Raw genomic sequence first — 24,982 nt, 5'->3', positions numbered from 1 at the left:
GGGGAGGCGAGCATGTCTACAAACCAAACATTGACGCGTCATCGCGACATCCAGGTCTGGGTGACGGGGCGACGCGGGCGGCCGGCGATCGCCCGGATACGCAATCCGGATGGCCAGCAGCGGGCGCAGCTGCGCCTGAGCTTTGGCAGCCCGGTGAGCGACAAACGCGACCCGGCGGCCCTTGATGACGGGGTCAGCCCCTGTTCCTGGGCGGCGTGGCTGGCCGAGCTCGATCGCCAGCGCCTGGCGCTGCGCATCGACCCGGCTGCCGGCGCGTTCGAGCTGGTGGATCGCAACGCGCAGAACTGAGCCCTAGGAGCGCGGTTCAAGCCCAAGAGCGTCGGCGATCAGGCTATAGGAGCGCCGACGCAGTTCGTAGGAATGCATGGTCGTGGTGATCATCACCTCATCGGCCCCGGCCGCCTCGGCTTTCTGGCTGATGGCGGCCTTGACCGTTTCGGGCGACCCCACGATCCAAAGGCTCGATTGATGCTCGATCACCGCGCGCTGCTGGGCGGTGAGCGGATGGGCGATTGCCTGTTCGGGCGCAAACAAGCGGCGCTGTTCGCCCGAATGGAACAGGGCCCAGTTCACCTCCTGCGAGCTCGACAGGAACCGCGCTTCCTCGTCGGTTGGCGCGCAGATCACCGACAGGCACAACAGGGTGCGTGGCTCGGGGAACGCCGCAGTCGGGGTGAAGGCTTCGCGATAAGCCGCAAAAGCAGGCGCCGCGGGCGTTTGGCTGAAATGGGCGGCAAAGGCATAGCCGATGCCAAGCTGCCCGGCCGCGGTTGCGCTCGAGCCCGATGAGCCCAGGAGCCAAAGGGGCGGCAGGCTGATGCCACCGGGCGCGACGGCGACATGGGAGAACGGGTGTTCGGGGGGAAAGCCTTCTTCCTCAAAGGCCAGCATTTCGCTCAAATATTGCGCGAATTCCTCGCCGCCGCCGGTGCGCAGGGCGCGCATGGCATAGCCGTCGCCACCCGGCGCGCGCCCCAGGCCCAGATCGATGCGGCCGGGATGCAGGGCTTCAAGCGTGCGATAGGCCTCGACGATCCGCAGCGGCGCGTGATTGAGCAGCATCACCCCGCCCGACCCCACGCGGATGGATTTGGTGTGAGCGGCAGCGCTCCCAATCAGGATTTCGGGCACGGATGACGCGATCGAGGGCATGCCATGATGCTCGGCATACCAGAGCCTGGTGTAACCCAGCTGGTCGCCCAGCTGCGCCAGCTTGATGGTCTCAGCCATGGCCTGAGGCGTGCTGGTGCCATCAGCGATGGGCGCGAGATCCTGGATGGAAAGGGCGAAGGGGGCGGTCATGGGCTTTGGGCTTTCGCAGCTAGTCTTTGCGTCCTCATATCGGTAAATTACGATGAAAGCGAGACAGCGTGGCGGCGTGAGGGGCTGCCGAGGCGTGGCGCGGGCAGCACAGAGCGGGGGTAATCGGGCGGCAGTGGTTGACTCGGTGAGGCTCTTGCCGGTTACTGGCGCCGATCAATACCTTCCGAGTGCGGCCATGACCAAATCCCTTCCAGCTTGCCTCGTGGCGGCTTTGCTGCTCGGCACTGCCGCTCCCGCAGTGGCGCAGACCGATGTCGCCGCCCTGCCCTCTGCCGGCGTGCTGGACATTGTCGATGAAGTGCGCGTGGGCCTGGCGTTCCACGGCGTTTATTACACGCTGATCCCGCAGGATTTCGGCGATTGGGATTACAGCCGGCTCGAGGACGTGACCTTCGACGTTCTCTTCACCTCCCCTGATCTCGATGCCTTCCGCTGGATCGGCGCGCCGCGGCCAGAAATCGGCGCCACCATCAATCTCGAGGGCGAGGACAGCCTCGTGCATGCGGGCCTGACCTGGCAGGCGCATCTCTTTGATAGCCCGGTGTTCGTGGAAGGCACCTTTGGCGCGGCGATCCACAATGGTTATCTGGGCGACGACGCGCCGGACGGCCGGCGCAAGTTCGGCTGCCGCGTCAATTTCTACGAGCGCATCGGGCTGGGCGTCGACCTGACGGAAAACGCCACCGCCACCTTGGCCTATGAGCACTCCTCCAATGCCGAGCTCTGCGACTACAATGCCGGGATCTCCAACCTCTCCCTCAAATTCGGCTGGAAGTTCTAGCCGGTTAAGCTGCGCTTAGGCATAGGAACGCAATGATGGGAAGGCCGGCGATCCCCGGCCTTTTTGTTTTGCGTAGGCCCGCCATGCTCCGTTTCTGCATTCCCGTCCTTGCCCTGCTGGCCACCACTGCACCCGCCTGGGCGCAGGTGGATCTGCTGCCCGAAATCCGCGCCGGTGTTTTTGCGCGCGCTGCCGGGGCTGACCTCTTCGATGGCGGACGCATCGAGGATGCCAATGTGGAGTTGCTGTTTGCACCCGATTGGGGCCAGCTGGGGCTCCTGGGCGAAATCCGGCCGCATATCGGGGCGACGCTCAACACGGCGGGACATGAAAGCCTCGTTTATGCCGGCGCCAGCTGGACGGTACATGTGCCGGTGCTGCCGGTCTGGGGCGAGGCGAGCCTGGGTGCCGCATTGCACAATGGCGAGTGGCTCGACGATGACGTGACCCAGCGCTGGGGCTGCACCGCGCTGCTGCGCGCCTCCGCCAGCGTCGGGGTCAATGTCTTGCCCGGCGCGGCGGTAATGCTGACGGCCGAGCACCTGACCGATGGCGGCGCCTGTGGCGGCCCCGACGAGGGCGTCACCAATGTGGGCGTGCGGGCGGCGCTGCGCTTCTAGGCTCAGGCGACCTGGCCGGCGGCCCAGCCCGAGGCCCAGGCCCATTGGAAGTTGTAGCCCCCGAGCCAGCCGGTGACATCGACCACTTCGCCCACGAAATAAAGGCCGGGCACTTCGCGGGCAGCCATGGTCTTGGCGTCGAGATCGCGGGTGTCGATGCCGCCCAGCGTCACTTCGGCGGTGCGATAGCCTTCGGTGCCGACGGGCTTGAGCGTCCAGTCCGACAGGATCGCGGCGGCCTGGTCGAGCTTCTTGTCGGAAAAGTCGCCGACGATCCCGGGCAGGTTGAGCTCATCACCGAGGAGTTGGGCGAGCTTTTTAGGCAGGAAATTGCCCAAGACGGTCTGGATCTGCAGCTTGGGCGTGGTTTGCCGCGCCTGGCGCAACAGCTCCCCCGGATTGCGCCCAGGCATCAGATCCACCCCGATCGGCTCGCCCTCGCGCCAATAGCTCGAAATTTGCAGGATCGCCGGGCCGGAAAGGCCGCGATGGGTGAACAGCAGCGCTTCGGCGAACCGGGTTTTGCCGTGGCGCACCACGGCGTCCGTAGCGATACCGGCAAGCTCCTTAAGGCGCTCAAGCGCGCCGGTTTCAAAGGTCAGCGGCACCAGCGCGGGGCGGGTGTCGGTAACGCGCAGGCCGAACTGGGCCGCGAGCTGATAGCCAAAGCCGGTGGCGCCCATCTTGGGAATGGACTTGCCGCCGGTGGCGACGATGAGGCTGTCGCAGGTTACCGAGCTGGTCGAGAGCTGCAGGGCAAAGCCGTTGTCCGCCTTGCTGACCGCTTCGATCGCGGTTTCCAGCACCAAGGTCACGCCGGCCTGGCGCATTTCGCTCAGGAGCATGCTGTTGATCTGGGTGGCAGGACCGTCGCAGAACAGCTGGCCGAGAGTTTTCTCGTGATAAGTGATGCCATAGCGCTGGACCATGGCAATGAACATTTCGGGCGTATAGCGGCTCAGCGCCGACAGCGCGAAGCGGGGATTGTTGCTCAAAAAGCGATCCCGGCCCTTGTCGGTCGTCGCGTGGATATTGGTGAAGTTGCAGCGCCCACCGCCCGAAATGCGGATCTTTTCGCCGGCATATTTGGCATGATCGACCACCAGCACGGTGCGACCGCGCTTGCCCGCTTCAATGGCCGCCATCATGCCGGCAGCCCCGGCGCCCAGCACCACGACGTCGTAGTGGATCATGCTTTGTCCTTTTTGGTTGACGGCAGTTACCGCGATCAACCAATCCGGCGCAAGGCTTGCGAGGGGTGACGCAGTGGCAAGGGGCAACGGGCCGCAGGCGTCTGGCCCCGCCCTAGCAGCCGGGAAGCGCAGCAAAGGAAAGCCGCACAGCAGCCGTTGACTAAATCCTATTTGGGAGTATGACTTCGCCTGCTTTCCATTTAAGCAGTCAAACCATGCGCAGCATCAGCACATCAGTGACCTCATCCACCGCACGGCTGTTCGCCGGCGGCGTTGCTGCGCTTATGACTAAAACCACCAAAACCGCCTGAAGCTTTTCCCCGGGTCGCGCTCCCGCCGGGGAGAGGCCGAAACCGGATGACCATGGTCCCACCGGGATCGTGCGGGGCGGAAAATTGGTACAGGGACTGGAGTTCCATTCATGGGTTATCGCGTCGCAGTTGTAGGGGCCACGGGCAATGTGGGCCGCGAAGTTCTCGCCATCCTGGCTGAGCGCAAGTTTCCGGCCGACGAGGTGATCGCCTTGGCGTCATCGCGCTCGATCGGGCGCGAGCTGAGCTTTGGCGACAAGATCCTCAAGGCCAAGAACCTTGACGATTTCGACTTCACCGGCGTGGATTTTGCCATCATGTCGGCCGGCGGCGCCATTTCCAAGGAATGGGCGCAGCGCATTGCGGCCAAGGGCTGCATCGTCATCGATAATTCCAGCTACTGGCGCTATAACAGCGACGTGCCGCTGGTGGTGCCCGAAGTGAACGCCCATGTGCTGGACGCCTTCATGGCCAATCCGCGCCGCACCAACATCATCGCCAATCCCAATTGCTCCACCGCCCAGCTGGTGGTGGCACTCAAGCCTCTGCATGACTTTGCCAAGATCAAGCGCATTGTCGTGTCGACCTATCAGTCGGTTTCGGGCGCAGGCAAGGAAGGCGTTGACGAGCTCTGGAACCAGACCAAGGGCATTTTCGTCAATGACAGCCCCGGCCAGGGCAACAAGTTCCCCAAGCAGATCGCCTTCAACGTCATTCCCCAGATCGATGTGTTCATGGAAGACGGCTACACCAAGGAAGAATGGAAGGTGCTGGCCGAAACCAAGAAGATCCTCGATCCAAAGATCCGCGTAACCTGCACGGCCGTGCGCGTGCCGGTGTTTGTTGGCCATTCGGAAGCGGTCAATATCGAGTTCGAAAACCCCATCACCGCCGATGAAGCGCGCGACATCCTGCGCGAAGCGCCGGGCATTTCGGTGCTCGATAAGCGTGAGCCCGGCGGCTATGCCACGCCGGTGGAATGCGTGGGCGAATACGACACCTTCGTGTCCCGCATCCGCGAAGACGATACGGTGGAAAATGGCCTCGCCATGTGGGTTGTGTCCGACAATCTGCGCAAGGGCGCGGCGCTCAACACCATCCAGATCGCCGAAACCCTGATCGAGCGCGGCCTCATGGCCAAGAAGGCCGCCTAGCCTCAAGACTTTTCGCCGGCCCCTAGGCGGGGCCGGCATTGTTCACGCGGCCGACGGGGATCCGCCAAGCCCGCAGCCTGCAGGGTCCTCCATGTCTCCGCGCGATATTTTGCTCGCCCTTCTGGTTGTGACCGTCTGGGGCGTCAACTTCACCGTCATCAAGCTCAGCGTTGCCGAACTGCCGCCGGTGCTGGTCGCGGCGCTGCGGTTTTTCTTTGCTGCCGTGCCGGCCGTGTTCTTCGTGCGCCGGCCCGATGCACCCTGGCCCCTTGTGATCGCCTATGGACTGTTCATGGGCGTGGCGCTGTATGCGCTGCTCAATCTCTCCATTTACCTCGGCATGCCCGCGAGCCTGGCGTCGCTCGTGCTCCAAGTGCAGGCCATGTTCACGATCCTTTTGGGCTTTGTGGTGTTGCGCGAGCGCCCGCGGCCACAGCAATTGCTGGGCGTGGCGGTGGCGTTTGGCGGCATTGCCCTGATCGGCAGCGTTGGGCTCGAGGGGATGGGCTTTTTGCCCTTCGCCCTCATCATTGCGGCGGCCATGGCCTGGGGCGTCGCCAATATCGTGTCCAAGAAAGCCGGCAATATCGATATGCTGAGCTTCACCGTTTGGGGGAACCTGGTGGCGCCCCTGCCCCTGCTCTTGTTGTCGGTGGCGCTTGATGGTCCGGGCGTGGTCGTTCATGCACTGACGCACCCCACCTGGCAGGTCGCGGCCATGGTGGCGTTCCTCGCCTATCCCAATACGCTGTTCGGTTTTGCGGTGTGGAGCAATCTGCTCAAGCGCTACCCCACCGCGAGCGTGGCGCCCTTCACCCTGCTCGTGCCCGTGGCGGGCATCGCCTCAGGCGTCGTGTTTCTTGGGGAAACTATCGGGCCGGCAGAGATCGCCGGGGGCGCGCTGATCCTCGTCGGCCTTGGCTTGGCGGTGATCCGCCGGCGCGAACCGGCGGCTTACGCCGCGATCAGAGCTCCGGGCGGATAAAGTCGCCGGTTTCGCTGTCCATCACCCAGAGCTCGCCGGTTGAAATATCGAACCAGGCGCCATGTACCGCCAGCTTGCCCGCGCTTTCGAGCTCGGCCACATAGGGGAAGGTGCGCAGATTATTGATGGAGTTGCGGATGGAAATCCGCTCCAGCGCCGTTTGCCGCTCGGCCGAGGTCAGCAGCTTGTTGGCGCCCAGCTGGTTAGGCAACTCGCCCAGCATGCCGATCCACTTGCCGATGAAGTCGCCATGATCGAGCGGCTCGGCCGTGGGATCGAGCGCGGCGCGAATGCCGCCGCAGCGGCCGTGACCCATGATCACGATATTGGCGATGCCCAGCGCCTTGACGGCAAACTCGATGCCCGCCGAGGTGCCGTGCTGGCCGCCATCGGGCTGGTAGGTGGGGACGAGATTGGCGACATTGCGCAGGACGAACAATTCGCCCGGTCCCGCATCGAAGATCATCTCGGGCGCAGCGCGGCTGTCGCAGCAGGCGATAATCATGGTGGTGGGATTTTGCCCAAAAGCGGCAAGGTCGCGAATCCGATCGCGCTCCCGGGAATAGCGCCCCGCCATAAAATTGGCGTGACCCTTCAAAAGGTGTTCAGGAAAGCGGTGCATGGGCTTTCAATTAGCTGTAAGAGCCAAAGAGATCAACTCCAGCGCAACAGCGCCAGCGCATCGGTGGCATGCATGATTATCTACCGGTTTTTGTCGGGTGAGGACGACGCGAGTTTTTGTCATAAGGTCACCAAGGCGCTTTCGGAAGGCTGGAGCCTGCATGGCTCGCCCACCTATGCCTATGATGCCTTCAGCAAGAAGATGCGCTGCGGGCAGGCGGTGACCAGGGTCGCCCCGGACCAGCCCTATGATCCCGACAAGAAGCTGGTGGACTACTAGCGCCGCTTAAGCGCCAGCCATTGCAGCATCATGATGGTCTTGCCATCGATGATCTCGCCCCGATCGATCATGGCGAGCGCTTCCGCGAGCGGCAGCTCGAGCACCTCGATATCCTCGCCCTCATCGGCGAGCCCCCCGCCCGCGGCAGCCGAACCGGCATGGTAAAGCCCAAGATAGCAACTGACTTTTTCCTGCACCGAGCCAGGGCTCATATAGGCGTCGAACATATGCTCGACCCCGAAGGGCTCGTAGCCGGTTTCTTCCAGCGCCTCGCGCATCACCGCGGTTTGGGGCGGATCGTTGTCGACAAGCCCGGCACAAACCTCGACGAGGAAGGCTGGATCACCGGCGGCAAACACGGGGTAGCGGAACTGGCGGATCAGGATGACCGTCCGCGCATCCGGCTCGAACAGGAGAATGGCCGCGCCGTGACCATGGTCATAGCATTCTCGCACCTGATGCTGCCAGGAACCATCGCTGCGCTGGTAGTCAAAGCTGGCCTTGGTGAGCGTGCCCCAGTTATTGGCCAGGGTTTCAACAGTAACGTCCTTGATCCGCTTGCTCACGCCGGCCCCTTTGATTCTGCCCCGGCGTTCTAGCCCATGGCCCTGGGCATCGCAAACCGCGCGGGATCGGCCGAGGAGGCAACATTGGTCAATTGCGGCGAAAGTTTATCCCTGCAAGACGTTTTCGGGCTTTGACCTTGCGACAGCTCGACGCTAGAAGTCTTGAACTATTCCAAACTGCAGCGGCTCTGCCGCGCCAGCGAGGCTGCATTGCCGGTTAGACCCCGTCCGATCTCCCCCCATCTGCAAATCTATCGCTGGACCATCACGATGACGATGTCGATCGTTCATCGTGCGACCGGCATCGCCAATTATGCCGGCTCTTCCCTGCTGGTGCTGTGGCTGGCAGCCGCCGCCTGGGGCGAGGAGCCCCTCAATGTCGTCAATGCCATCTACGGCTCATGGCTCGGGCAGCTGGTGCTGTTTGGCTATACCTGGTCGTTGATCCACCACATGCTGGGCGGTTTGCGCCATTATGTGTGGGACCTGATCTATGGCCATGAGGCTGGCCAGCGCGAGGCGCTGAGCTGGGCCAATCTCGTGGCCTCGGTTGTCCTCACCCTCGTTGTCTGGACCATTTTCGTGTGGGTTGGCCGCTGATGCGCGAACAGATCATTTCCAAGGCCACCATCGCCAATCCCAAAAGCAAATATGGGGATGCGCGCTCCTCGACGAGCCACTTCATCCTGCAGCGCCTCTCGGGCGTCAGCAATATCGTGTTCCTGGGCTTTTTGATCTTCATCGTGGTGCGCCTCGCCGGCCAGGACCGCGCCGAGATGGTCGAGGTGATCGGCAATGCCTGGATCGGCCTGCCCTTTGCCGTGCTGCTCGTCATTGTGACGCTGCACATGCACAATGGCATGCGCGACATCCTCGAAGACTATTTCGCCGGCCGCACCTATAGCCTTTACATGATGCTCAACACCATGTGGACGCTGGCGATTGCCGTGATCGGCGTCTTCTCCATTCTCAAGCTTGTATTCTGGGGTTAGTGGCTGATGGCTTCCACCTATGAGATCATCGACCACGAATTCGACGTGGTGGTGGTAGGGGCCGGTGGCGCCGGCCTCCGCGCGACCCTGGGCATGGCCGAACAGGGCTTCAACACCGCCTGCATCACCAAGGTCTTCCCCACCCGCAGCCACACCGTGGCCGCGCAGGGCGGCATTGCCGCTTCGCTCTCCAATATGGGCCCCGATAGCTGGCAGTGGCATATGTACGACACCGTCAAGGGGTCGGACTGGCTGGGCGACAACGACGCCATGGAATATCTCGCGCGTGAAGCGCCCGCGGCGATCTATGAGCTCGAGCATTATGGCGTGCCGTTTTCGCGCACCGAAGCCGGCAAGATCTACCAGCGCCCCTTTGGCGGGCACATGACCGAATATGGCGAAGGCCCGCCGGTGCAGCGCACCTGCGCCGCCGCCGACCGCACCGGCCACGCCATTTTGCACACGCTTTATGGCCAGTCGCTGCGCAACGACGCGCAGTTCTTCATCGAGTATTTCGCGCTCGACCTGATCATGGGCGAGGATGGCTCTTGCCAGGGCGTGATGGCCTGGAAGCTCGATGACGGCACCATGCACCGCTTCCGCGCCAAGCTCGTCGTCCTGGCGACCGGTGGCTATGGCCGCTCCTATTTCTCGGCGACATCAGCCCATACCTGCACCGGCGACGGCAATGGCATGGTGGCGCGCGCCGGCCTGCCGCTCCAGGACATGGAATTCGTGCAGTTCCACCCGACCGGCATCTATGGCGCGGGCGTGCTGATCACCGAAGGGGCGCGTGGCGAAGGCGGGTACCTGACCAATTCGGAAGGCGAGCGCTTCATGGAGCGCTATGCCCCCAATGCCAAGGACCTCGCCTCGCGCGACGTCGTCAGCCGCTGCATGACGCTCGAAATCCGTGAAGGGCGGGGCGTGGGTCCCAAGAAGGACCACATCTTCCTTCATCTCGATCACCTCGACCCTAAGGTGCTCCATGAGCGCCTGCCGGGCATCACCGAGTCAGCAAAGATCTTTGCCGGCGTCGACCTGACGCGCGAGCCGATCCCGGTGCTGCCGACCGTGCACTACAATATGGGCGGCATTCCCGCGAACTATCATGGCGAAGTGCTGAACCCGACCGAAAGCGAGCCCGACCGCGTCGTGCCCGGCCTGATGGCCGTGGGCGAAGCGGCCTGCGCTTCGGTGCATGGCGCCAACCGGCTCGGCTCCAATTCGCTGACCGACCTCGTGGTGTTCGGCCGTGCCGCCGCGCTGCGCGCCGGCAAGGTGCTCGATCGCACCGCACCCGTCCCGGCGATCAACAAGAGCCAGGACGACAAGATCATGGCGCGCTTTGATCGGTTGCGGAACGCCAATGGCGGCCAGCCGACGGCCGACCTACGCGAAGCCATGCAGCGCACCATGCAGGAAGATGCCGCCGTGTTCCGCACCGGCGAAACCCTGCAATCGGGCGTGCAGCGCATGAGCGCCATCTATAACCAGATGGCCGATGTGCGCGTGTCGGATCGCTCGCTGATCTGGAATTCGGATCTGGTGGAAACGCTCGAGCTCGAAAACCTGATGGCCAATGCCATGGTCACCGTGGTGTCGGCCGAAGCGCGGCACGAATCGCGCGGCGCCCATGCCCGCGAGGATTTCCCTTCGCGCGACGACGTCAACTGGCGCAAGCACACGCTGAGCTGGATCGACACCGATACCGGCGCCGTGCGGCTGGGCTATCGCCCCGTCCATGTGGACCCGCTGACCGATGGCATTGATTTGAAGAAGATCGCGCCCAAGGCACGCGTATACTAGGCGGGCGACGGGTAGCCTCGTGCAGCATATTGGATCGAGACCAAGCTCAGTGCCGCCGCAGCGGCGCTTAAGAGAGGAATACGCATCATGGCCGAGCTGACGCTCCGAAAGGCCGATCGCCCGCTCAAGGGCAAGACCTGGCCCAAGCCGCAGAGCGCCAAGCGCCTGCGGGAATACCAGATCTATCGCTATGATCCCGATTTGGGCGACAATCCGCGCATCGATACCTATTTCGTCGATCTCGATGATTGCGGGCCCATGGTGCTCGATGGGCTGCTCTATATCAAGAACAAGGTCGACCCCACCCTGACCCTGCGCCGCTCCTGCCGCGAAGGTATTTGCGGGTCGTGCTCGATGAACATCAACGGGCTCAATACGCTCGCCTGCACCAAGGGCATGGATGACTCGGCGGGGCCTATCAAGGTTTACCCCCTGCCCCATATGCCGGTGGTCAAGGACCTGGTGCCGGACCTTTCCAATTTCTATGCTCAGCACCGCGCCATCGAGCCGTGGCTCAAAACCACTTCACCAACTCCGACCAAGGAATGGACGCAGTCGGTTCCCGAGCGCGCCAAGCTCGACGGGCTTTATGAGTGCATCCTGTGCGCCTGCTGCTCGACCTCGTGCCCGAGCTACTGGTGGAACGGGGAAAAGTATCTGGGACCGGCCGCCCTGCTGCAGGCTTATCGCTGGCTGATCGATTCGCGCGACGAAACCACGCAGGAGCGGCTCGACGACCTCGAGGATCCGTTCAAGCTGTATCGCTGCCACACCATCATGAACTGCGCCAAGGTCTGCCCCAAGGGGCTGAACCCCGCCAAGGCCATCGCCGAAATCAAGAAGATGATGGTCGAGCGCCGCGCGGCGTGACGCATGGCACTGGAATGAGAAAACGGCGGGTCATGGACCCGCCGTTTTGCATTTGAAAGAACCTAGTTCGGCTCCACCAGCGCCACGGAGCCGGCTTCAAAGGCGGCCTTGCAATCGGCGCTGTCATGCATGGCATGCTCCTCGAACCGGTTCAGCGCCGACCCCGGCCCTTCGAAACGTGGGTCGTCGCATTCATCGTCATTGGCGTATTCGGAAGTGTTGTCGCCAAAATCGATGCCATTGGTGGGATAGGGTGCTCCGGCCTGGTAACTCGGCTGGTACACGGCGCGGATGGAAACCTTGCCCTCGCTTTCCAGCGTCCGGCAATCAGTGGCGTCGGCCTGTATATCCTCAGGCAGCAGCTTCTTGCTCGTGCCTTCGCCGCGGAAGCGCGGATCATCGCATTCCCCGTCATTGGCCCAGCGGCTGGTATCGCTGCCATAATCGAACTGGGCGACGGGCGGGGGCGCATTGGGATCGCGCAGGGTTATGGTGCCTGCCTCAAAGGCGGCGCGGCAATCGGCCGCGTCATGCATGCGGTCAACCTCGAGCAATTCGTCAGCGACACCGGCACCCTCAAAGCGCGGATCATCGCATTCGTGGTCATTGGCCCATTGGCTGGTGTTATCGCCAAAATCGGGCGCCGCGGGTGGATTGGCCGCATTCCCCTGCCGCAAGGTGATCCGCCCCCCTTCGAATGCCGTACGACAATCGGTGGCGTCATGCAGCCGGTCAGCCTCGAGCAGTTCGACGGCTACGCCTTGGCCCTCGAAACGCGGATCATCGCACTCGCCATCATTGGCCCATTCGCCGGCATCGTCCCCCCAGTCGATAGCGCCCGTATCAGCGGCGGTGCCGGCAGTGGGCGCGGGCTCAAGGGAATTGGAGAGCTTGTCGCCAAAGGCCGATCCGAGCGTGCTGCCCATCAGCACCAGGACGCAGGCCATGGCCGGCAATGGCTTGTTGATCGCTTTCACTGATCTCTCCTTTGTGCTCGCGGCAACTTAGCGCGAGTTGAGCCCGGCGCACAGCATTCGCGGGGCCGATAAACGGGCTAGCGACAGGCGGATCACCCGCGTGGATGGGCCTTGCGATAGCTTTCCAGCAGTCGATCGGTATCGACTGCCGTATAGATCTGGGTGGTTGAAAGCGAGGCATGCCCCAGCAGCTCCTGGATGGCGCGCAGATCCCCGCCCCGGCTGAGGAGATGGGTGGCAAAGGAATGGCGTAGCGCGTGGGGCGTTGCCGATTGCGGCAAGCCAAGAGCGCCGCGCAGTTGTTCCACCCGCAGCTGGATCAAACGGGGTGACAGCACGCCGCCTTTGACGCCCCGGAACAGCTGATCCTCGGGCCAGAGCTTGAACGGGCAAAGCTCGCGGTAAAGCGCGATGGCTTTGTGCACCGGTCCGATCAGCGGCACCATGCGCACCTTGCCGCCCTTTCCGGTGACGCGCAGCGTTTCCCCCTCAAGGTCGCCGGACTTGATCGCCAGGGCCTCGGAGATACGCAAACCTGCCCCGTAACAGAGCGAAAGCACGGCCATGTCGCGCGCCGCGACCCATGGTCGCTCTTCCATTTGCCCCGTGGTGGCAATGGCGTCGCGCGCTTCGGGCACGGTCAGGGCCTTGGGCAGGCCGCGCGGCTGCTTGGGCGTGCGAATGACGTTGAGCGCCTCGGTCGTGAGCACGCCCTCGCGCTCAAGGAAGCGAAAGAAGGATTTAAGGGCCGAGAGCACCCGGGCGAGCGAGCGCGAGCCCAGGCTTTCCGATCGGCGCTGCGCCATGAAGGCGCGGATATCGGCGGCCCGCAACTCCTTGAGGGTGAGGAGGGTCACCGGACCGCCGGTGTGACCGGCCAGAAAACTCAGGAACTGATCGAGATCGCGGCCATAGGCCTCAAGCGTGTTTCCGGCGAGCCGCCGCACCGCGCCAAGCTCGCGCTGCCAGAGCGAGAGCTGCAGGCGCACGAATTCATCGGTGGCAAAAGCGGTGTCGGTCATGGCTTCAAGCTAGCCTGCGGGCGTTAGCAAAGGGTAGCGGCTTTGGCAGAATCACTTGCGCTTCCTATGTAGCGGATGCGAACAGAACAAGCACAAATGACCGAGCATCCAGATATCGTAGCGGTGATGGTGGGGGTAGCCGTTGAGGGCCCCTATTCCTATAGCGTGCCTCCAAGCATGCGGGTTGAGCGTGGCTCGATCGTGGCGGTGCCGCTGGGCCCGCGCCTGACGCTGGGCGTCGTCTGGGGTCCGCCCAAGGATACGATTGCCCATAATCGGCTGCGCGCGATTGCCCAAAGCTATGACGTGCCCCCGCTGTCAGAAGAACTGCTCAAGCTCGTCGATTGGGTGGCGCGCTATACGCTGGCGCCGCCGGGACAGGTGCTGCGAGCGGTCCTGCGCTCGAGCGAAGCGCTCGATCCGCCCCGCCCGGTGATCGCTTATCGCCGCACCGGCTGTGAGCCGGAAAAACTGACCCCGGCCCGCCTGCGCGTGCTCGATACGCTGACCGATGATATGCCCCTGCCCCGGGCCGCTCTGCTGGGTGCAGCCGGGGTGTCGCAATCGGTGCTGGATGGGCTGGAACGCGCCGGTGCCCTGGAAAAGCTCGAAATCCCGCCCCCGCCCGTGGCCCTGCCGCCCGATCCGGATGAGGGCGTGGCGCGCCTCAATCCCGAGCAGCAAGCCGCGCTCGAGCAGGTCACGGCGCTTGATCCCCATGAGTTCGGCGTGGCGCTGCTCGATGGCGTCACCGGGGGTGGCAAGACGGAAGTGTTTTTCGAAGCGGTGGCCGATACGCTGCGCGCCGGCCGGCAGGCACTGATCCTCTTGCCCGAGATCGCGCTGACCCACACCTTCCTTGATCGTTTCACCAAGCGCTTTGGCACCCGCCCGGCCGAGTGGCATTCGGAAATGACGCCGCTACAGCGCGCCCGGGTCTGGCGCGGCGTGCTCGATGGCACGGTGCGCGCCGTGGTGGGGGCGCGCTCGGCGCTCTTCCTGCCGTTCCGGGAACTCGGCATGCTGGTGCTCGATGAAGAACATGACGGCGCCTACAAACAATCGGACGGCGTCAACTACCATGCGCGCGACATGGCCATTGTGCGCGCCCGCTTCGCCAAGGCGCGGGTGATCCTGTCTTCGGCCACGCCCTCGGTCGAAACGCGCAACAACGCCAATGCCGGCCGCTATGCCCATGTGCTGCTGACGGCCCGCTATGCCGCGGCGAGCCTGCCCAATATTACCGCCATCGACATGCGGCTCGACGGGCCCGAAAAAGGGCAATGGATCGCCCCGACCCTGGCGCGTGAAGTGTTTGCGGCGCTCGACCGGGGCGAACAGGCGCTGTTGTTCCTCAACCGGCGCGGCTATGCGCCGCTGACCCTTTGCCGCTCCTGCGGGCACCAGTATCAATGCCCCGATTGCTCGGCCTGGCTGGTGGAACACCGGTTCCGCGGCGTGTTGATGTGCCACCATTGTGGCCATGAGATTCGGGCGCCAAAAAACTGTGCCGCCTGCGGCGATGTGGATGCGCTAGTGCCGGTGGGGCCCGGCATCGAGCGCATTGCCGAGGAAGCCGCCGCCCGCTTTCCCGATGCGCGCCGGGTGATCCTCTCGTCGGACATGGGCACCAATGCCCAGTTGCGCGAGCGGTTCAGCGAGATCACCCGCGGCGAATATGACCTCATCATCGGCACCCAGCTGGTGTCCAAGGGGCATCACTTCCCCAAACTATCGGTGGTGGGGGTGCTCGATGCCGATCTGGGCCTTGCCCATGGTGATCCGCGCGCGGCCGAGCGCACCTTCCAGATTCTGACGCAGGTAGCGGGCCGCGCCGGACGGGCCTCGCAAATCGGCAAGGCGTTCCTTCAGACCTACCACCCCGATCATGCGGTGATGCGCGCTATGGTGACGGGCGACCGCGAGGCCTTTTATGCTCATGAACTGGCGGCGCGCGAAGCGGGCATCCTGCCCCCGTTCGGGCGGCTGGCGGCCCTGATCGTTTCAGCCAACGAGCATGACATTGCGATGAACTTCGCCAAGCGCCTGCTCTCGGCGGCTCCCATGACCGAGCGGGTGCGCTTGTTCGGACCGGCAGATGCGCCGGTTGCCATGGTGCGCGGCCGCCACCGCGTGCGGCTGCTGGTGCAAAGCAGCAAGGAGTTCGACCTGTCGGGCTATGTGCGATTCTGGCTGCAAAGCGCGGAACGCCCCACCGGCAATCTGCGTGTGCAGGTGGATATCGATCCCGTCAGCTTCATGTAACCGTCACAATGATAGGCCAGACAAAGAACCGCGACCAAGCGACACACCGACGGGTTTGCCATACCTGCGACACTTTCGCCGTCGTGGAATCCCCAGGGGGAGCCTTGCAAGGCGCGCGCCGCTTATGTTAGAGCGGGCCTGACTTCCAGGGAGCAGGCAGATTGCTCCTTTTTCAAGCAAGAACAAGCCTTGGCACCGTCCGGCTTTCCCCTTCGGGACAGGCGGCGGAGCGAACGGGTAAACCAAGAGGGTGATGCGGCATTGGCAGCGCAGAGTGGAGTGCTTACCCAGATCGCCCGGCCATACGCGTCGGCTTTGTTTGATCTGGCGCAGAGCGAGAACCAGCTCGCTTCGGTCGAGACAGGACTATCCGACGTTTCCCGGCTGATGAACGAAAGCGAGGACTTTTCCCGCTTCCTGCGTTCCCCCGTGATCACTGCAGAAGCCAAGTCAGTCGCGCTCGACGCCCTGCTGACCCGGGCCACCGTCAATCCGCTGGTCGCCAATTTCCTGCGGCTGGTCGCCAAGAATGGCCGCTTGTTCGCGTTGGACGGCATCATCACCATCTTCCGGGAACTGGCCGCCGCTGCACGCGGGGAAGTCACCGCGGATGTGGTTTCGGCAACCCCGCTCAGCTATGAGCAGGCCAATGCCCTGAGCGAGACGTTGCGCGCCCGGATCGGCAAGACCGTCACGCTCCATCAATCGGTCGATCCCTCGTTGATCGGCGGCCTTCAGGTGAAGGTCGGATCGCAGATGATCGATTCTTCGCTCAAGACAAAATTGACCGCGATGAAGATCGCCATGAAAGAGGTCGGGTAAATGGACATCAAAGCCGCGGAAATTTCTGCGATCCTCAAGGACCAGATCAAGAATTTCGGCCAGGAAGCCCAGGTTTCCGAAGTCGGACAGGTGCTTTCCGTCGGTGACGGTATTGCCCGTGTTTACGGCCTCGACAAGGTGCAGGCCGGTGAGCTCGTCGAGTTCCCGGGCGGCATCAAGGGCATGGCGCTCAACCTCGAAGCTGACAATGTCGGCGTCGTGATCTTCGGCAACGACCGCTCGATCAAGGAAGGCGACGTCGTCAAGCGTACCGGCGCCATCGTGGACACCCCCGTGGGCAAGGGCCTGCTGGGTCGCGTTGTCGACGGCCTGGGCAATCCGATCGACGGCAAGGGCCCGATCGAATACACCGAACGCCGCCGCGTCGACGTCAAGGCTCCCGGCATCCTGCCGCGCAAGTCGGTGCATGAGCCGATGTCGACCGGCCTCAAGGCCATCGACGCGCTGATCCCCGTCGGCCGTGGCCAGCGCGAGCTGATCATTGGCGACCGCCAGACCGGCAAGTCGGCCATCATCCTCGACACCTTCCTCAACCAGAAGCCCGCGCACGATGCCGGCGCTTCCGAGAGCGAGAAGCTGTACTGCATCTATGTCGCCGTGGGCCAGAAGCGCTCCACCGTGGCCCAGTTCGTGCGCCAGCTCGAAGAATCGGGCGCCCTGCCCTATTCCATCGTGATCGCGGCAACCGCTTCCGATCCGGCTCCGCTCCAGTATATCGCGCCCTTCACCGGCTGCGCGATCGGCGAGTTCTTCCGCGACAATGGCATGCATGCCGTGATCGCCTATGACGATCTGACCAAGCAGGCCGTTGCCTACCGCCAGATGTCGCTGCTGCTGCGTCGCCCGCCCGGGCGCGAAGCTTACCCCGGCGACGTGTTCTACCTGCATAGCCGCCTGCTCGAGCGCGCCGCCAAGATGAACGAATCGCATGGTTCGGGCTCGCTGACGGCACTGCCCGTGATCGAAACCCAGGCCAACGACGTGTCGGCCTATATCCCGACCAACGTGATCTCGATCACGGACGGCCAGATCTTCCTTGAGACCAATTTGTTCTTCCAGGGTATCCGCCCGGCCGTGAACGTTGGTCTGTCGGTGAGCCGCGTGGGTGGTTCGGCCCAGATCAAGGCGATGAAGCAGGTTGCCGGCTCGCTCAAGGGTGAACTGTCGCAGTACCGCGAAATGGCGGCGTTCGCCCAGTTCGGTTCGGACCTCGATGCCTCGACCCAGCGTTTGCTGAACCGCGGTGCGCGCCTGACCGAGTTGCTCAAGCAGCCCCAGTTCAGCCCGCTCAAGACCGAAGAGCAGGTGGCGGTGATCTTCGCCGGCGCCAATGGCTATCTCGACTCCATCCCCGTTTCCAAGGTCGGCCATTTCGAGCAGACCGTGCTTGGCGCCATGCGCGGCAAGTATTCGGGGATCCTCTCGACCATCGCGTCCGAAAAGCAGCTCAGCGACGACACGCGCGCCAAGCTCAAGTCGGCACTCGATGACATCAAGAAGACCTACGCGGCCTAAAGCCTGCAAGGAGTTGACTGGCCCATGCCGTCGTTAAAGGACCTCAAGAACCGGATCGACTCGGTCAAATCGACCCAGAAGATCACCAAGGCCATGCAGATGGTGGCGGCGGCCAAGCTGCGCCGCGCCCAAGACGCCGCCGAAGCCGCCCGCCCCTATGCCGAGCGCATGGGCCGGGTGCTAGCGAGCCTTGGCGCAGTCTATGAGGGCCAGACCAATGCCCCGCCGCTGCTGGCCGGCACTGGCCGGGACCAGACTCATCTGCTGATCGTGGCCACGGGCGAACGTGGCCTCGCAGGCGGGTTCAACTCCTCCATCGCCCGCCTTGCCCGCGACCATGCCAACCGGCTGCTGAGCGAGGGAAAGACCGTCAAGATCCTGACCGTGGGCCGCAAGGGCCACGACATCCTGCGCCGCCAGTTCCCTGACCACATCATCGATACGGTCAGCTTCCGCGAGGTCAAGCAGGTCGGGTTCGCCCAGGCCAACCAGATCGCGCAGAACGTGCTGGCGCTGTTTGCCGCCGGCGAGTTCGACGTGGCAACGCTGTTCTACGCCAAGTTCGGTTCGGTGGTCAGCCAGGTGCCGACCGCAACCCAGATCATTCCCGCCCGGCTCGAAACGCCGGCCGGCGCCGAAGGCCAGCTGGCCGCTCCCGGCGTGATCTATGAATACGAGCCCAACGAAGAGGCGATTGTCGAGGACCTGCTGCCGCGCAATATCTCGGTGCAGATCTTCCGGGCGCTGCTGGAAAACGGCGCCTCGTTCTACGGCGCGCAGATGAGCGCCATGGACAATGCCACCCGCAATGCCGGTGAAATGATCAACGCCCTGCAGCTGAGCTACAACCGCCAGCGCCAGGCGCAAATCACCAAAGAACTCATCGAAATCATTTCGGGCGCGGAAGCGCTCTAACCTTCAAGCGAGGACGAACAAATGGCAGACACCAAGGTCGGTCGCGTATCGCAAATCATCGGTGCCGTTGTTGACGTCACGTTCGATGAGCATCTGCCCGCCATCCTGAATTCCCTGGAAACCACCAACAACGGCGCGCGCCTGGTGCTCGAAGTTGCCCAGCACCTGGGCGAGAACACCGTGCGCACCATTGCCATGGACACCACCGAAGGCCTCGTGCGCGGCGCCCAGGTGATCGATACCGGCAGCGCGATCTCGGTTCCCGTTGGCGAAGCCACCCTTGGCCGCATCATGAACGTGATCGGCGAGCCCATCGATGAAGCCGGCCCGATCGGCGAAGTCGAGCGTCGCGGCATCCACCAGGAAGCCCCGAGCTTTGCCGAGCAGAGCCCGGAATCACAGGTGCTGGTCACCGGCATCAAGGTCGTGGATCTGCTGGCTCCTTATGCTCGCGGCGGCAAGATCGGCCTGATGGGCGGCGCCGGCGTTGGCAAGACCGTGCTGATCCAGGAGTTGATCAACAACGTCGCCAAGGCACACGGTGGTTATTCGGTGTTTGCGGGCGTTGGTGAACGCACCCGCGAAGGCAACGACCTATACCACGAAATGATCGAATCGGGCGTGAACAAGGACCCGCACGAGAACGGTGGCACCGCTGCCGGCTCCAAGTGCGCCCTCGTGTTCGGCCAGATGAACGAGCCCCCCGGTGCCCGTGCCCGCGTCGCCCTGACCGGCCTTACCGTCGCCGAGAACTTCCGCGACCAGGGTCAGGACGTGCTGTTCTTCGTGGACAACATCTTCCGCTTCACCCAGGCTGGCTCGGAAATGTCGGCTCTCTTGGGCCGCATTCCTTCGGCGGTGGGTTATCAGCCGACGCTGGCGACCGATATGGGCGCCATGCAGGAGCGCATCACCACGACCAACAAGGGCTCGATCACCTCGGTGCAGGCCGTGTATGTGCCCGCCGACGACTTGACCGACCCGGCACCCGCGACCTCGTTCGCCCACTTCGACGCCGTGACCGTGCTGAACCGCGCGATCTCGGAAAAGGGTATCTACCCGGCCGTGGATCCGCTGGCATCCAACTCGCGCATCCTTGACCCCAATGTGGTTGGTGACGAGCACTACCAGACCGCCCGCCGCGTGCAGGAAATCCTGCAGAAGTACAAGGCGCTGCAGGACATCATCGCCATCCTTGGCATGGACGAGCTTTCCGAAGAGGACAAGCTCACCGTGGCGCGCGCCCGCAAGATCGAGCGCTTCATGAGCCAGCCTTTCGACGTGGCCGAAGTGTTCACCGGCTCGCCTGGCGTGTTCGTGCAGCTCGAAGACACCATCAAGGGCTTCAAGGGCCTGGTGAACGGCGAATACGACCACCTGCCCGAAGCCGCCTTCTACATGGTCGGCACCATCGAAATGGCTGTGGCCAAGGCCCAGAAGCTGGCTGCCCAGGCCGCCTAAAGCTAAACGGTCCGGGCGCCCTGCCCGGACCATTCTTTCTCCTCCTGCCCGACCAGTCGGGCGCGGACCGCCCAAAGGATTGCCGGCATGGCTGAAGGCCTCAAGCTCGAGATCGTTTCGCCCGAACGCCTGGTGCTGTCGCAGCAAGCGACCGCCGTTTCTGTTCCCGGGACCGAAGGCTATTTCACGGTAATGGCGGGCCATGCCCCGTTCATGACCACCCTGCGCACCGGCTTCATCACCGTTACCGGTGACGCGGGCGCCCAGGCCGTGTTTTTCGTGCGCGGCGGCTTTGCCGATGTGTCACCCGAAGGACTGACCATCCTTGCCGAAGAATCGGTGCCGTTTGCCGAACTGGGCCAGGAAGACCTGCAGGCCCGCATCCGCACCGCCGAGCAGACCCTGGCTGCCGCCAACACTCCCGAGGAGCGCAGCTTCGCCCAGGAAGTGGTCAGCGGTTTGCTGAACCTGGCGCAGGAAGCGTCTTATCTCAACGGCGCCCACGCCAACTAAACCAAAGCCCGGCACTGCCGGGCTTTTTTGTTTCCTGGGGTCCGTTTTTCGCTTCAGTCGGCCAAGGCCGCAGCAACAAGCGCCTTGGCGTGCAGTTCGGTCGTGTCATAGACCGGCAAGGGGCTGGTGCTGTCATCGATCAGCATGTTGATCTCGGTGCAGCCCAGGATCACCGCATCGGCGCCGCGCGCCGCCAAGAGCTCGATGGCCGAGACGTAAACACGGCGCGATTCCTCGCGCACGATGCCCCGGCACAGCTCTTCATAGATAATGCCGTGCAGATTGGTGCGCCCGACTTCGGGCACCAGCACCTCAAGGCCCCGCGCTACCAGCCGCTCGCGGTAGAACGGCATTTCCATGGTGAAGCGGGTGCCAAGGAGCCCTACTCGCTCCATGCCGTCCGCCTGCAGCGCATCGGCGGTGGGATCGGCGATATGGATAAAGGGCACGGTGATGGCCGCGGTGATGGCGTCGGCGACATGGTGCATGGTGTTGGTCGCCAGCACAATCAGCTCGGCCCCTGCTCCTTCGAGCGCGCGGGCGCTTTGCGCCAACCGCTCGCCGGCGCGGCCCCACTCCCCTGCGGCCTGCAATTGGGCAATGGGGGCAAAATCAAGGGAATGCAGGAGAATGGGCGCTGAATGCAGCCCACCTCGTAGCCGGGCCGTTTCGCGGTTGAGAGCCCCATAGTAATGGGCGGTGGATTCCCAGCTCATGCCGCCGATGAGGCCGATGGTTTTCATTGCCGTTTAGCTGTGGGTGAAGCGCTGCGGGATATCGGCAAAGGCCTCGACGACCTTGTCATAGGCGTCCTTCTTGAACGGCACGATCAGGGATGGCAGACGCGACAACTGCTCCCAGCGCCATTCGTCGAACTCGGCCGGATGCTTGCCACCGCCAGGGGTCAGCACATCGATCTCGCTGTCATTGCCGGTGAAGGCAAAGGCGAACCAGCGCTGGCGCTGGCCGCGGAACCGGCCCTTGAGCGCGACGCCGAGTTCTTCATCGGGCAAATCGTAATAGATCCACTCGGGCGCTTCGGCGAGCAGGCTGACCGTCGTGATATTGGTTTCCTCATGCAACTCGCGCAGCGCTGCGCGCAGCGGATCCTCGCCCGCATCGATCCCGCCCTGCGGCATTTGCCAGGGCGAGCCGTGTTCGGCCGACTTTTCCGGGTCGTTCTCGAACTTGCGGCGGCCGATAAAGACATTGCCCTCCGCATTGAAGACGGTGATGCCGACGCAATCACGATAGGGCAGGCTTTCGCGCGTGGGACGCTCGGACATGGAACAACTCTACTTCATCAGGGCCGTGGCCGGCACCAGCACAACACCGCGGCTTTCCAGTTCGCTGGCCCATTGGGCAATGGTGGAAACCGAGATCGGCAAGGCGCTTACAATACCAATTGCCGAACCATTCTCTACCGCTTTGGCTTCAAGGCTCCCCAGCGCTGACAGAATGGCTGCCTGGGCGGGATTGGCGTCGACCAGGAGATCGGCGCGGGCAAAGGGTACCTTGTTGCTGCCCGCCAACTGGGGGGCGAGTGAGCGATTGGAGGAGCCGTCATCCAGATAGCCCAGGCCACGGGCGCCCAGTTCCTCGACAACGGGGGCGAAGTCGGCGCCCGAGGCGGTAAAGCGCGCGCCCATATTGTTGAGCACCCCGGCATAACCGCCAAAGCGCGCCATCAGCCAGAACAGGCGATCAAGGTTGGACTGGGTGGTTTCGCCGGTGAGAAGGGTGTGGGGGCCCGGATCGTTCTGGGGGAAGTCAAAGGGCTCGAGCGGGATTTCAAGGAGTACTTCATGGCCCGCGGCGCGGGCGGCGGCGACGGTGCTTTGCAGCGTCTTGCCATAAGGAGCAAAACCGAGGGTGACCTCGTCGGGCAATTGCTCGATGGCCTGGAGCGAGCCCTGCTCGTTGATGCCAAGGCCCGTGACCACGAGCGCAATCCTGGGCTTGCCGCCCACTAGGGCATGGTCGACGGGGCGGGCATAGGCCTGGAACGGGGTTTGGCCGGTCGCCGAAATGCGCGGGATCGGACCTTCGGCGGTTTCTTCGCTGAGATCGGGCAGCACGCCGGCTGCAGCAGGCGCGGCGGCGGTGGCGGGTGTTGGACTGGCGGGGGGCGCAGCGCCGGCGGCGAATTGTTCGGGATCGGCGGTGATGGTCACTGGACCCTGGGAGACCGAACTCGCGATGTCGTTGCCGGCGCGGGTATTGGTGATCGCCACTTCGCGGCTGGGGCGGCCGCCCTCAGGATCATCAACCAGCAAAAGCCGGGCGCCAATGCCTCCCGCCGCTAGCAGCAGCACGCCAAACAGCACCCGTGCTACGGGAAAACCGGGCCTTGCGGCTCCTGCGCGGCGCTTGCGGCCGGTCAGCGGCGTGCTGAGATCATTGGCCATTAGGAGGGTCCGGATGGAAGGGGTGGCGGCAAGCGGCGGGGCCAGATGCCCCGCCATTCACCCGAGTTGAAGTTTATTGGGCACGCGGCGGATAGGCTTCGTTGGTTTCCTCGCCATTGATCAGGCGCAGCGCGAATTGCAGTTGCGCATCCTCGGCCTTGTCCTGGGGCACATAGACCGAGGAGCCGACCGTGGTTTCTTCCTGGCCTTCGACGGTGATGTGACCAGCAAGGCCGGCTTCACCAATGATCTCGTCGCGGCCCTGCAGTTCTTCGGGAACCACCTGGCGCACTTCGATATCGGGGGTGATGCCCAGCGCCTGGATGGAGCGGTTATTGGGCGTGTAGTAGCGAGCCGTGGTCAGCCGCATCGCGCCATCGGGCCCGAGCGAAATGATCGACTGCACCGAGCCCTTGCCGAAGGAGCGCGTCCCCACGAGGGTTGCACGCTTATGGTCCTGCAGCGCACCGGCCACGATCTCGGAAGCCGAGGCCGAGCCGCCATTGATCAGCACCACAAGCGGCACATCGGCGATCTGGGCATCCAGCGGATCGGGCTTGGCGTCGTAGCGCGCGCTTTCCTGTGGCAGGCGACCACGGGTCATCACCACTGCACCCTGCTTGAGGAAGGCGTCCGCGACATAAACCGACTGATCGACGAGGCCACCTGGGTTGTTGCGCAGGTCAAGGATGATGCCCTTGGGCGCCACGCCATCGCGTTCGGCATAGATGTCCTTGATGGCATTTTCGATGCCGACAAAGGCCTGCTCGGAGAACCGCGACAGGCGTACCACGCCGATATCGCCTTCCAGCGACCAGCGCACGGCGCGCATGGCGATCACGGCGCGGGTCAACTCGAACTCGAGCGGCTCGTCGATGCCCTCACGCACAACGGTGATCTTGGTTGCGGTGCCGATCGGGCCGCGCATCTTGCCCACGGCTTCGTCAAGGCTTAGGCCCTGAACATCGGTGCCATCAATGCGGACAATAAGGTCATTGGCCATGATGCCGGCCTCGGCGGCGGGCGTGTCATCGATGGGGGATACCACCTTGATCACGTCTTCTTCCATGGTGACTTCGATGCCCAGACCCCCGAACTCGCCCGAGGTATCCTCGCGCATCTCGTCATAATCGGCTGGGGGCAGATAGCCCGAATGGGGATCAAGCGATGTCAGCATGCCCTGAATGGCGGCGCGGATCAGCTCCTGCTCATCGGGGGCATCGACATATTCAGAGCGGATGCGATCAAAGATCTCCCCGAAGAGATTGAGATCGGCATAAACCTCGAGCGGATCGCGCGGCGCGGCCTTTTGCTCTTCCGGCGTGGGCTCGGGCTCTTCCCCGCTGGGGGCAGGCTCGGCGTCTGGCGCCTGCTCAGGCGACTGATCGGGAGCGGGAACAGCGGGAGCCTCTTCAGCCGGGGCCGCGGGCGTTTGCTCGGCGGGGGGCGGCACCGGTGTTTCCTGCGCCTGAAGCGTCGAAGCAGGCAGCAGCAGCGCCAGCGTCAGGGCAGCGGCGCGATAGGTCGAAAGGCGCAT

26 protein-coding genes are annotated in these 24,982 nt (G+C 63.7%); 16 read left to right on the top strand and 10 right to left on the bottom strand.

Features of this window, described 5'->3' with window-relative positions:
* Positions 1–12 precede the first annotated feature (12 nt).
* On the top strand, positions 13–309 hold the full coding sequence (locus AC3YMN_RS00550) for a hypothetical protein (protein ID WP_127754192.1): 297 nt from the start codon (positions 13–15) through the stop codon (positions 307–309).
* A 3-nt stretch (positions 310–312) separates the two neighbouring features.
* On the opposite strand, the gene AC3YMN_RS00545 is transcribed toward AC3YMN_RS00550, so the two are convergent.
* Positions 313–1,323: an LLM class flavin-dependent oxidoreductase gene (locus AC3YMN_RS00545; protein ID WP_489888522.1), complete on the bottom strand. Its 1,011-nt coding sequence runs from the start codon at positions 1,321–1,323 to the stop codon at positions 313–315.
* 196 nt (positions 1,324–1,519) lie between these two features.
* Between AC3YMN_RS00545 and AC3YMN_RS00540 the strand changes: the two genes are divergently transcribed.
* Positions 1,520–2,125 carry an acyloxyacyl hydrolase gene (locus AC3YMN_RS00540; RefSeq protein WP_172124477.1) on the top strand — a complete coding sequence of 202 codons (606 nt, stop codon included), beginning with the start codon at positions 1,520–1,522 and terminating at the stop codon, positions 2,123–2,125.
* 83 nt (positions 2,126–2,208) lie between these two features.
* On the top strand, positions 2,209–2,745 hold the full coding sequence (locus tag AC3YMN_RS00535) for a hypothetical protein (RefSeq protein ID WP_489888521.1): 537 nt from the start codon (positions 2,209–2,211) through the stop codon (positions 2,743–2,745).
* A 2-nt stretch (positions 2,746–2,747) separates the two neighbouring features.
* Here AC3YMN_RS00535 and AC3YMN_RS00530 read toward each other — a convergent pair whose 3' ends face one another.
* A complete protein-coding gene (locus AC3YMN_RS00530) occupies positions 2,748–3,938 on the bottom strand; it encodes a BaiN/RdsA family NAD(P)/FAD-dependent oxidoreductase (protein WP_489888520.1) in 1,191 nt (396 codons plus the stop codon).
* A gap of 421 nt (positions 3,939–4,359) precedes the next feature.
* Between AC3YMN_RS00530 and AC3YMN_RS00525 the strand changes: the two genes are divergently transcribed.
* A complete protein-coding gene (locus AC3YMN_RS00525) occupies positions 4,360–5,403 on the top strand; it encodes an aspartate-semialdehyde dehydrogenase (RefSeq protein WP_127754197.1) in 1,044 nt (347 codons plus the stop codon).
* 91 nt (positions 5,404–5,494) lie between these two features.
* Positions 5,495–6,388: an EamA family transporter gene (locus AC3YMN_RS00520; protein WP_489888519.1), complete on the top strand. Its 894-nt coding sequence runs from the start codon at positions 5,495–5,497 to the stop codon at positions 6,386–6,388.
* Here AC3YMN_RS00520 and AC3YMN_RS00515 read toward each other — a convergent pair.
* Positions 6,369–7,010 (bottom strand): carbonic anhydrase, encoded by a 642-nt coding sequence (locus AC3YMN_RS00515; protein ID WP_172124489.1) that lies wholly within the window; start codon positions 7,008–7,010, stop codon positions 6,369–6,371. The two genes, AC3YMN_RS00520 and AC3YMN_RS00515, sit on opposite strands and share 20 nt — an antisense overlap.
* A 72-nt stretch (positions 7,011–7,082) precedes the next feature.
* Between AC3YMN_RS00515 and AC3YMN_RS00510 the strand changes: the two genes are divergently transcribed.
* A complete protein-coding gene (locus AC3YMN_RS00510) occupies positions 7,083–7,289 on the top strand; it encodes a DUF1737 domain-containing protein (RefSeq protein ID WP_127754200.1) in 207 nt (68 codons plus the stop codon).
* Here AC3YMN_RS00510 and AC3YMN_RS00505 read toward each other — a convergent pair.
* Positions 7,286–7,855 carry an NUDIX domain-containing protein gene (locus tag AC3YMN_RS00505; protein ID WP_489888518.1) on the bottom strand — a complete coding sequence of 190 codons (570 nt, stop codon included), beginning with the start codon at positions 7,853–7,855 and terminating at the stop codon, positions 7,286–7,288. The genes AC3YMN_RS00510 and AC3YMN_RS00505 overlap by 4 nt on opposite strands.
* A gap of 210 nt (positions 7,856–8,065) precedes the next feature.
* On the opposite strand from AC3YMN_RS00505, the gene sdhC reads away from it, so the two are divergent.
* The 4 genes from sdhC (at position 8,066) to AC3YMN_RS00485 (ending at position 11,526) form a co-directional block, all read left to right on the top strand.
* Complete coding sequence (sdhC, locus tag AC3YMN_RS00500; RefSeq protein ID WP_172125132.1) at positions 8,066–8,455, top strand: succinate dehydrogenase, cytochrome b556 subunit; 390 nt, start codon at positions 8,066–8,068, stop codon at positions 8,453–8,455.
* Positions 8,455–8,847 (top strand): succinate dehydrogenase, hydrophobic membrane anchor protein, encoded by a 393-nt coding sequence (gene sdhD / locus AC3YMN_RS00495; RefSeq protein ID WP_172124495.1) that lies wholly within the window; start codon positions 8,455–8,457, stop codon positions 8,845–8,847. The genes sdhC and sdhD overlap by 1 nt, the downstream gene beginning before the upstream one ends.
* A 6-nt stretch (positions 8,848–8,853) precedes the next feature.
* A complete protein-coding gene (sdhA, locus tag AC3YMN_RS00490) occupies positions 8,854–10,656 on the top strand; it encodes a succinate dehydrogenase flavoprotein subunit (protein ID WP_489888517.1) in 1,803 nt (600 codons plus the stop codon).
* A gap of 87 nt (positions 10,657–10,743) precedes the next feature.
* Entirely contained in the window at positions 10,744–11,526 is a 783-nt protein-coding gene (locus tag AC3YMN_RS00485; RefSeq protein WP_127754204.1) for a succinate dehydrogenase iron-sulfur subunit, read from the top strand.
* A 62-nt stretch (positions 11,527–11,588) separates the two neighbouring features.
* Here the strand turns inward: AC3YMN_RS00485 and AC3YMN_RS00480 are convergent, their stop codons facing one another.
* Positions 11,589–12,503: a hypothetical protein gene (locus AC3YMN_RS00480; protein WP_489888516.1), complete on the bottom strand. Its 915-nt coding sequence runs from the start codon at positions 12,501–12,503 to the stop codon at positions 11,589–11,591.
* 92 nt (positions 12,504–12,595) lie between these two features.
* On the bottom strand, positions 12,596–13,525 hold the full coding sequence (locus AC3YMN_RS00475; protein WP_489888515.1) for a tyrosine recombinase XerC: 930 nt from the start codon (positions 13,523–13,525) through the stop codon (positions 12,596–12,598).
* A gap of 96 nt (positions 13,526–13,621) precedes the next feature.
* On the opposite strand from AC3YMN_RS00475, the gene AC3YMN_RS00470 reads away from it, so the two are divergent.
* The 6 genes from AC3YMN_RS00470 (at position 13,622) to AC3YMN_RS00445 (ending at position 21,037) form a co-directional block, all read left to right on the top strand.
* On the top strand, positions 13,622–15,790 hold the full coding sequence (locus AC3YMN_RS00470; RefSeq protein ID WP_489888514.1) for a primosomal protein N': 2,169 nt from the start codon (positions 13,622–13,624) through the stop codon (positions 15,788–15,790).
* A 261-nt stretch (positions 15,791–16,051) separates the two neighbouring features.
* Positions 16,052–16,612: a F0F1 ATP synthase subunit delta gene (locus tag AC3YMN_RS00465; protein ID WP_489888513.1), complete on the top strand. Its 561-nt coding sequence runs from the start codon at positions 16,052–16,054 to the stop codon at positions 16,610–16,612.
* Positions 16,613–18,148: a F0F1 ATP synthase subunit alpha gene (gene atpA, locus AC3YMN_RS00460; protein ID WP_172124509.1), complete on the top strand. Its 1,536-nt coding sequence runs from the start codon at positions 16,613–16,615 to the stop codon at positions 18,146–18,148.
* Positions 18,149–18,172: 24 nt separating this feature from the next.
* Positions 18,173–19,063 carry a F0F1 ATP synthase subunit gamma gene (locus tag AC3YMN_RS00455; protein WP_172124511.1) on the top strand — a complete coding sequence of 297 codons (891 nt, stop codon included), beginning with the start codon at positions 18,173–18,175 and terminating at the stop codon, positions 19,061–19,063.
* Between the two features lie 21 nt (positions 19,064–19,084).
* Complete coding sequence (atpD, locus tag AC3YMN_RS00450) at positions 19,085–20,524, top strand: F0F1 ATP synthase subunit beta (RefSeq protein WP_127754211.1); 1,440 nt, start codon at positions 19,085–19,087, stop codon at positions 20,522–20,524.
* Positions 20,525–20,611: 87 nt separating this feature from the next.
* Positions 20,612–21,037, top strand: coding sequence for a F0F1 ATP synthase subunit epsilon (locus AC3YMN_RS00445; protein ID WP_489888512.1), 426 nt, complete (start codon positions 20,612–20,614; stop codon positions 21,035–21,037).
* Positions 21,038–21,090: 53 nt separating this feature from the next.
* On the opposite strand, the gene AC3YMN_RS00440 is transcribed toward AC3YMN_RS00445, so the two are convergent.
* From AC3YMN_RS00440 to AC3YMN_RS00425, 4 genes are all read right to left on the bottom strand, one after another.
* Complete coding sequence (locus AC3YMN_RS00440; RefSeq protein ID WP_489888511.1) at positions 21,091–21,780, bottom strand: aspartate/glutamate racemase family protein; 690 nt, start codon at positions 21,778–21,780, stop codon at positions 21,091–21,093.
* Between the two features lie 6 nt (positions 21,781–21,786).
* Entirely contained in the window at positions 21,787–22,323 is a 537-nt protein-coding gene (locus AC3YMN_RS00435; RefSeq protein WP_489888510.1) for an RNA pyrophosphohydrolase, read from the bottom strand.
* Between the two features lie 9 nt (positions 22,324–22,332).
* Entirely contained in the window at positions 22,333–23,445 is a 1,113-nt protein-coding gene (locus tag AC3YMN_RS00430) for a divergent polysaccharide deacetylase family protein (protein ID WP_489888509.1), read from the bottom strand.
* Between the two features lie 73 nt (positions 23,446–23,518).
* Positions 23,519–24,982 (bottom strand): S41 family peptidase, encoded by a 1,464-nt coding sequence (locus AC3YMN_RS00425; RefSeq protein WP_489888508.1) that lies wholly within the window; start codon positions 24,980–24,982, stop codon positions 23,519–23,521.

It is taken from the genome of Devosia sp. Z11_6 (assembly GCF_058133665.1).
This window is presented reverse-complemented; position numbering and strand designations above follow the sequence as displayed.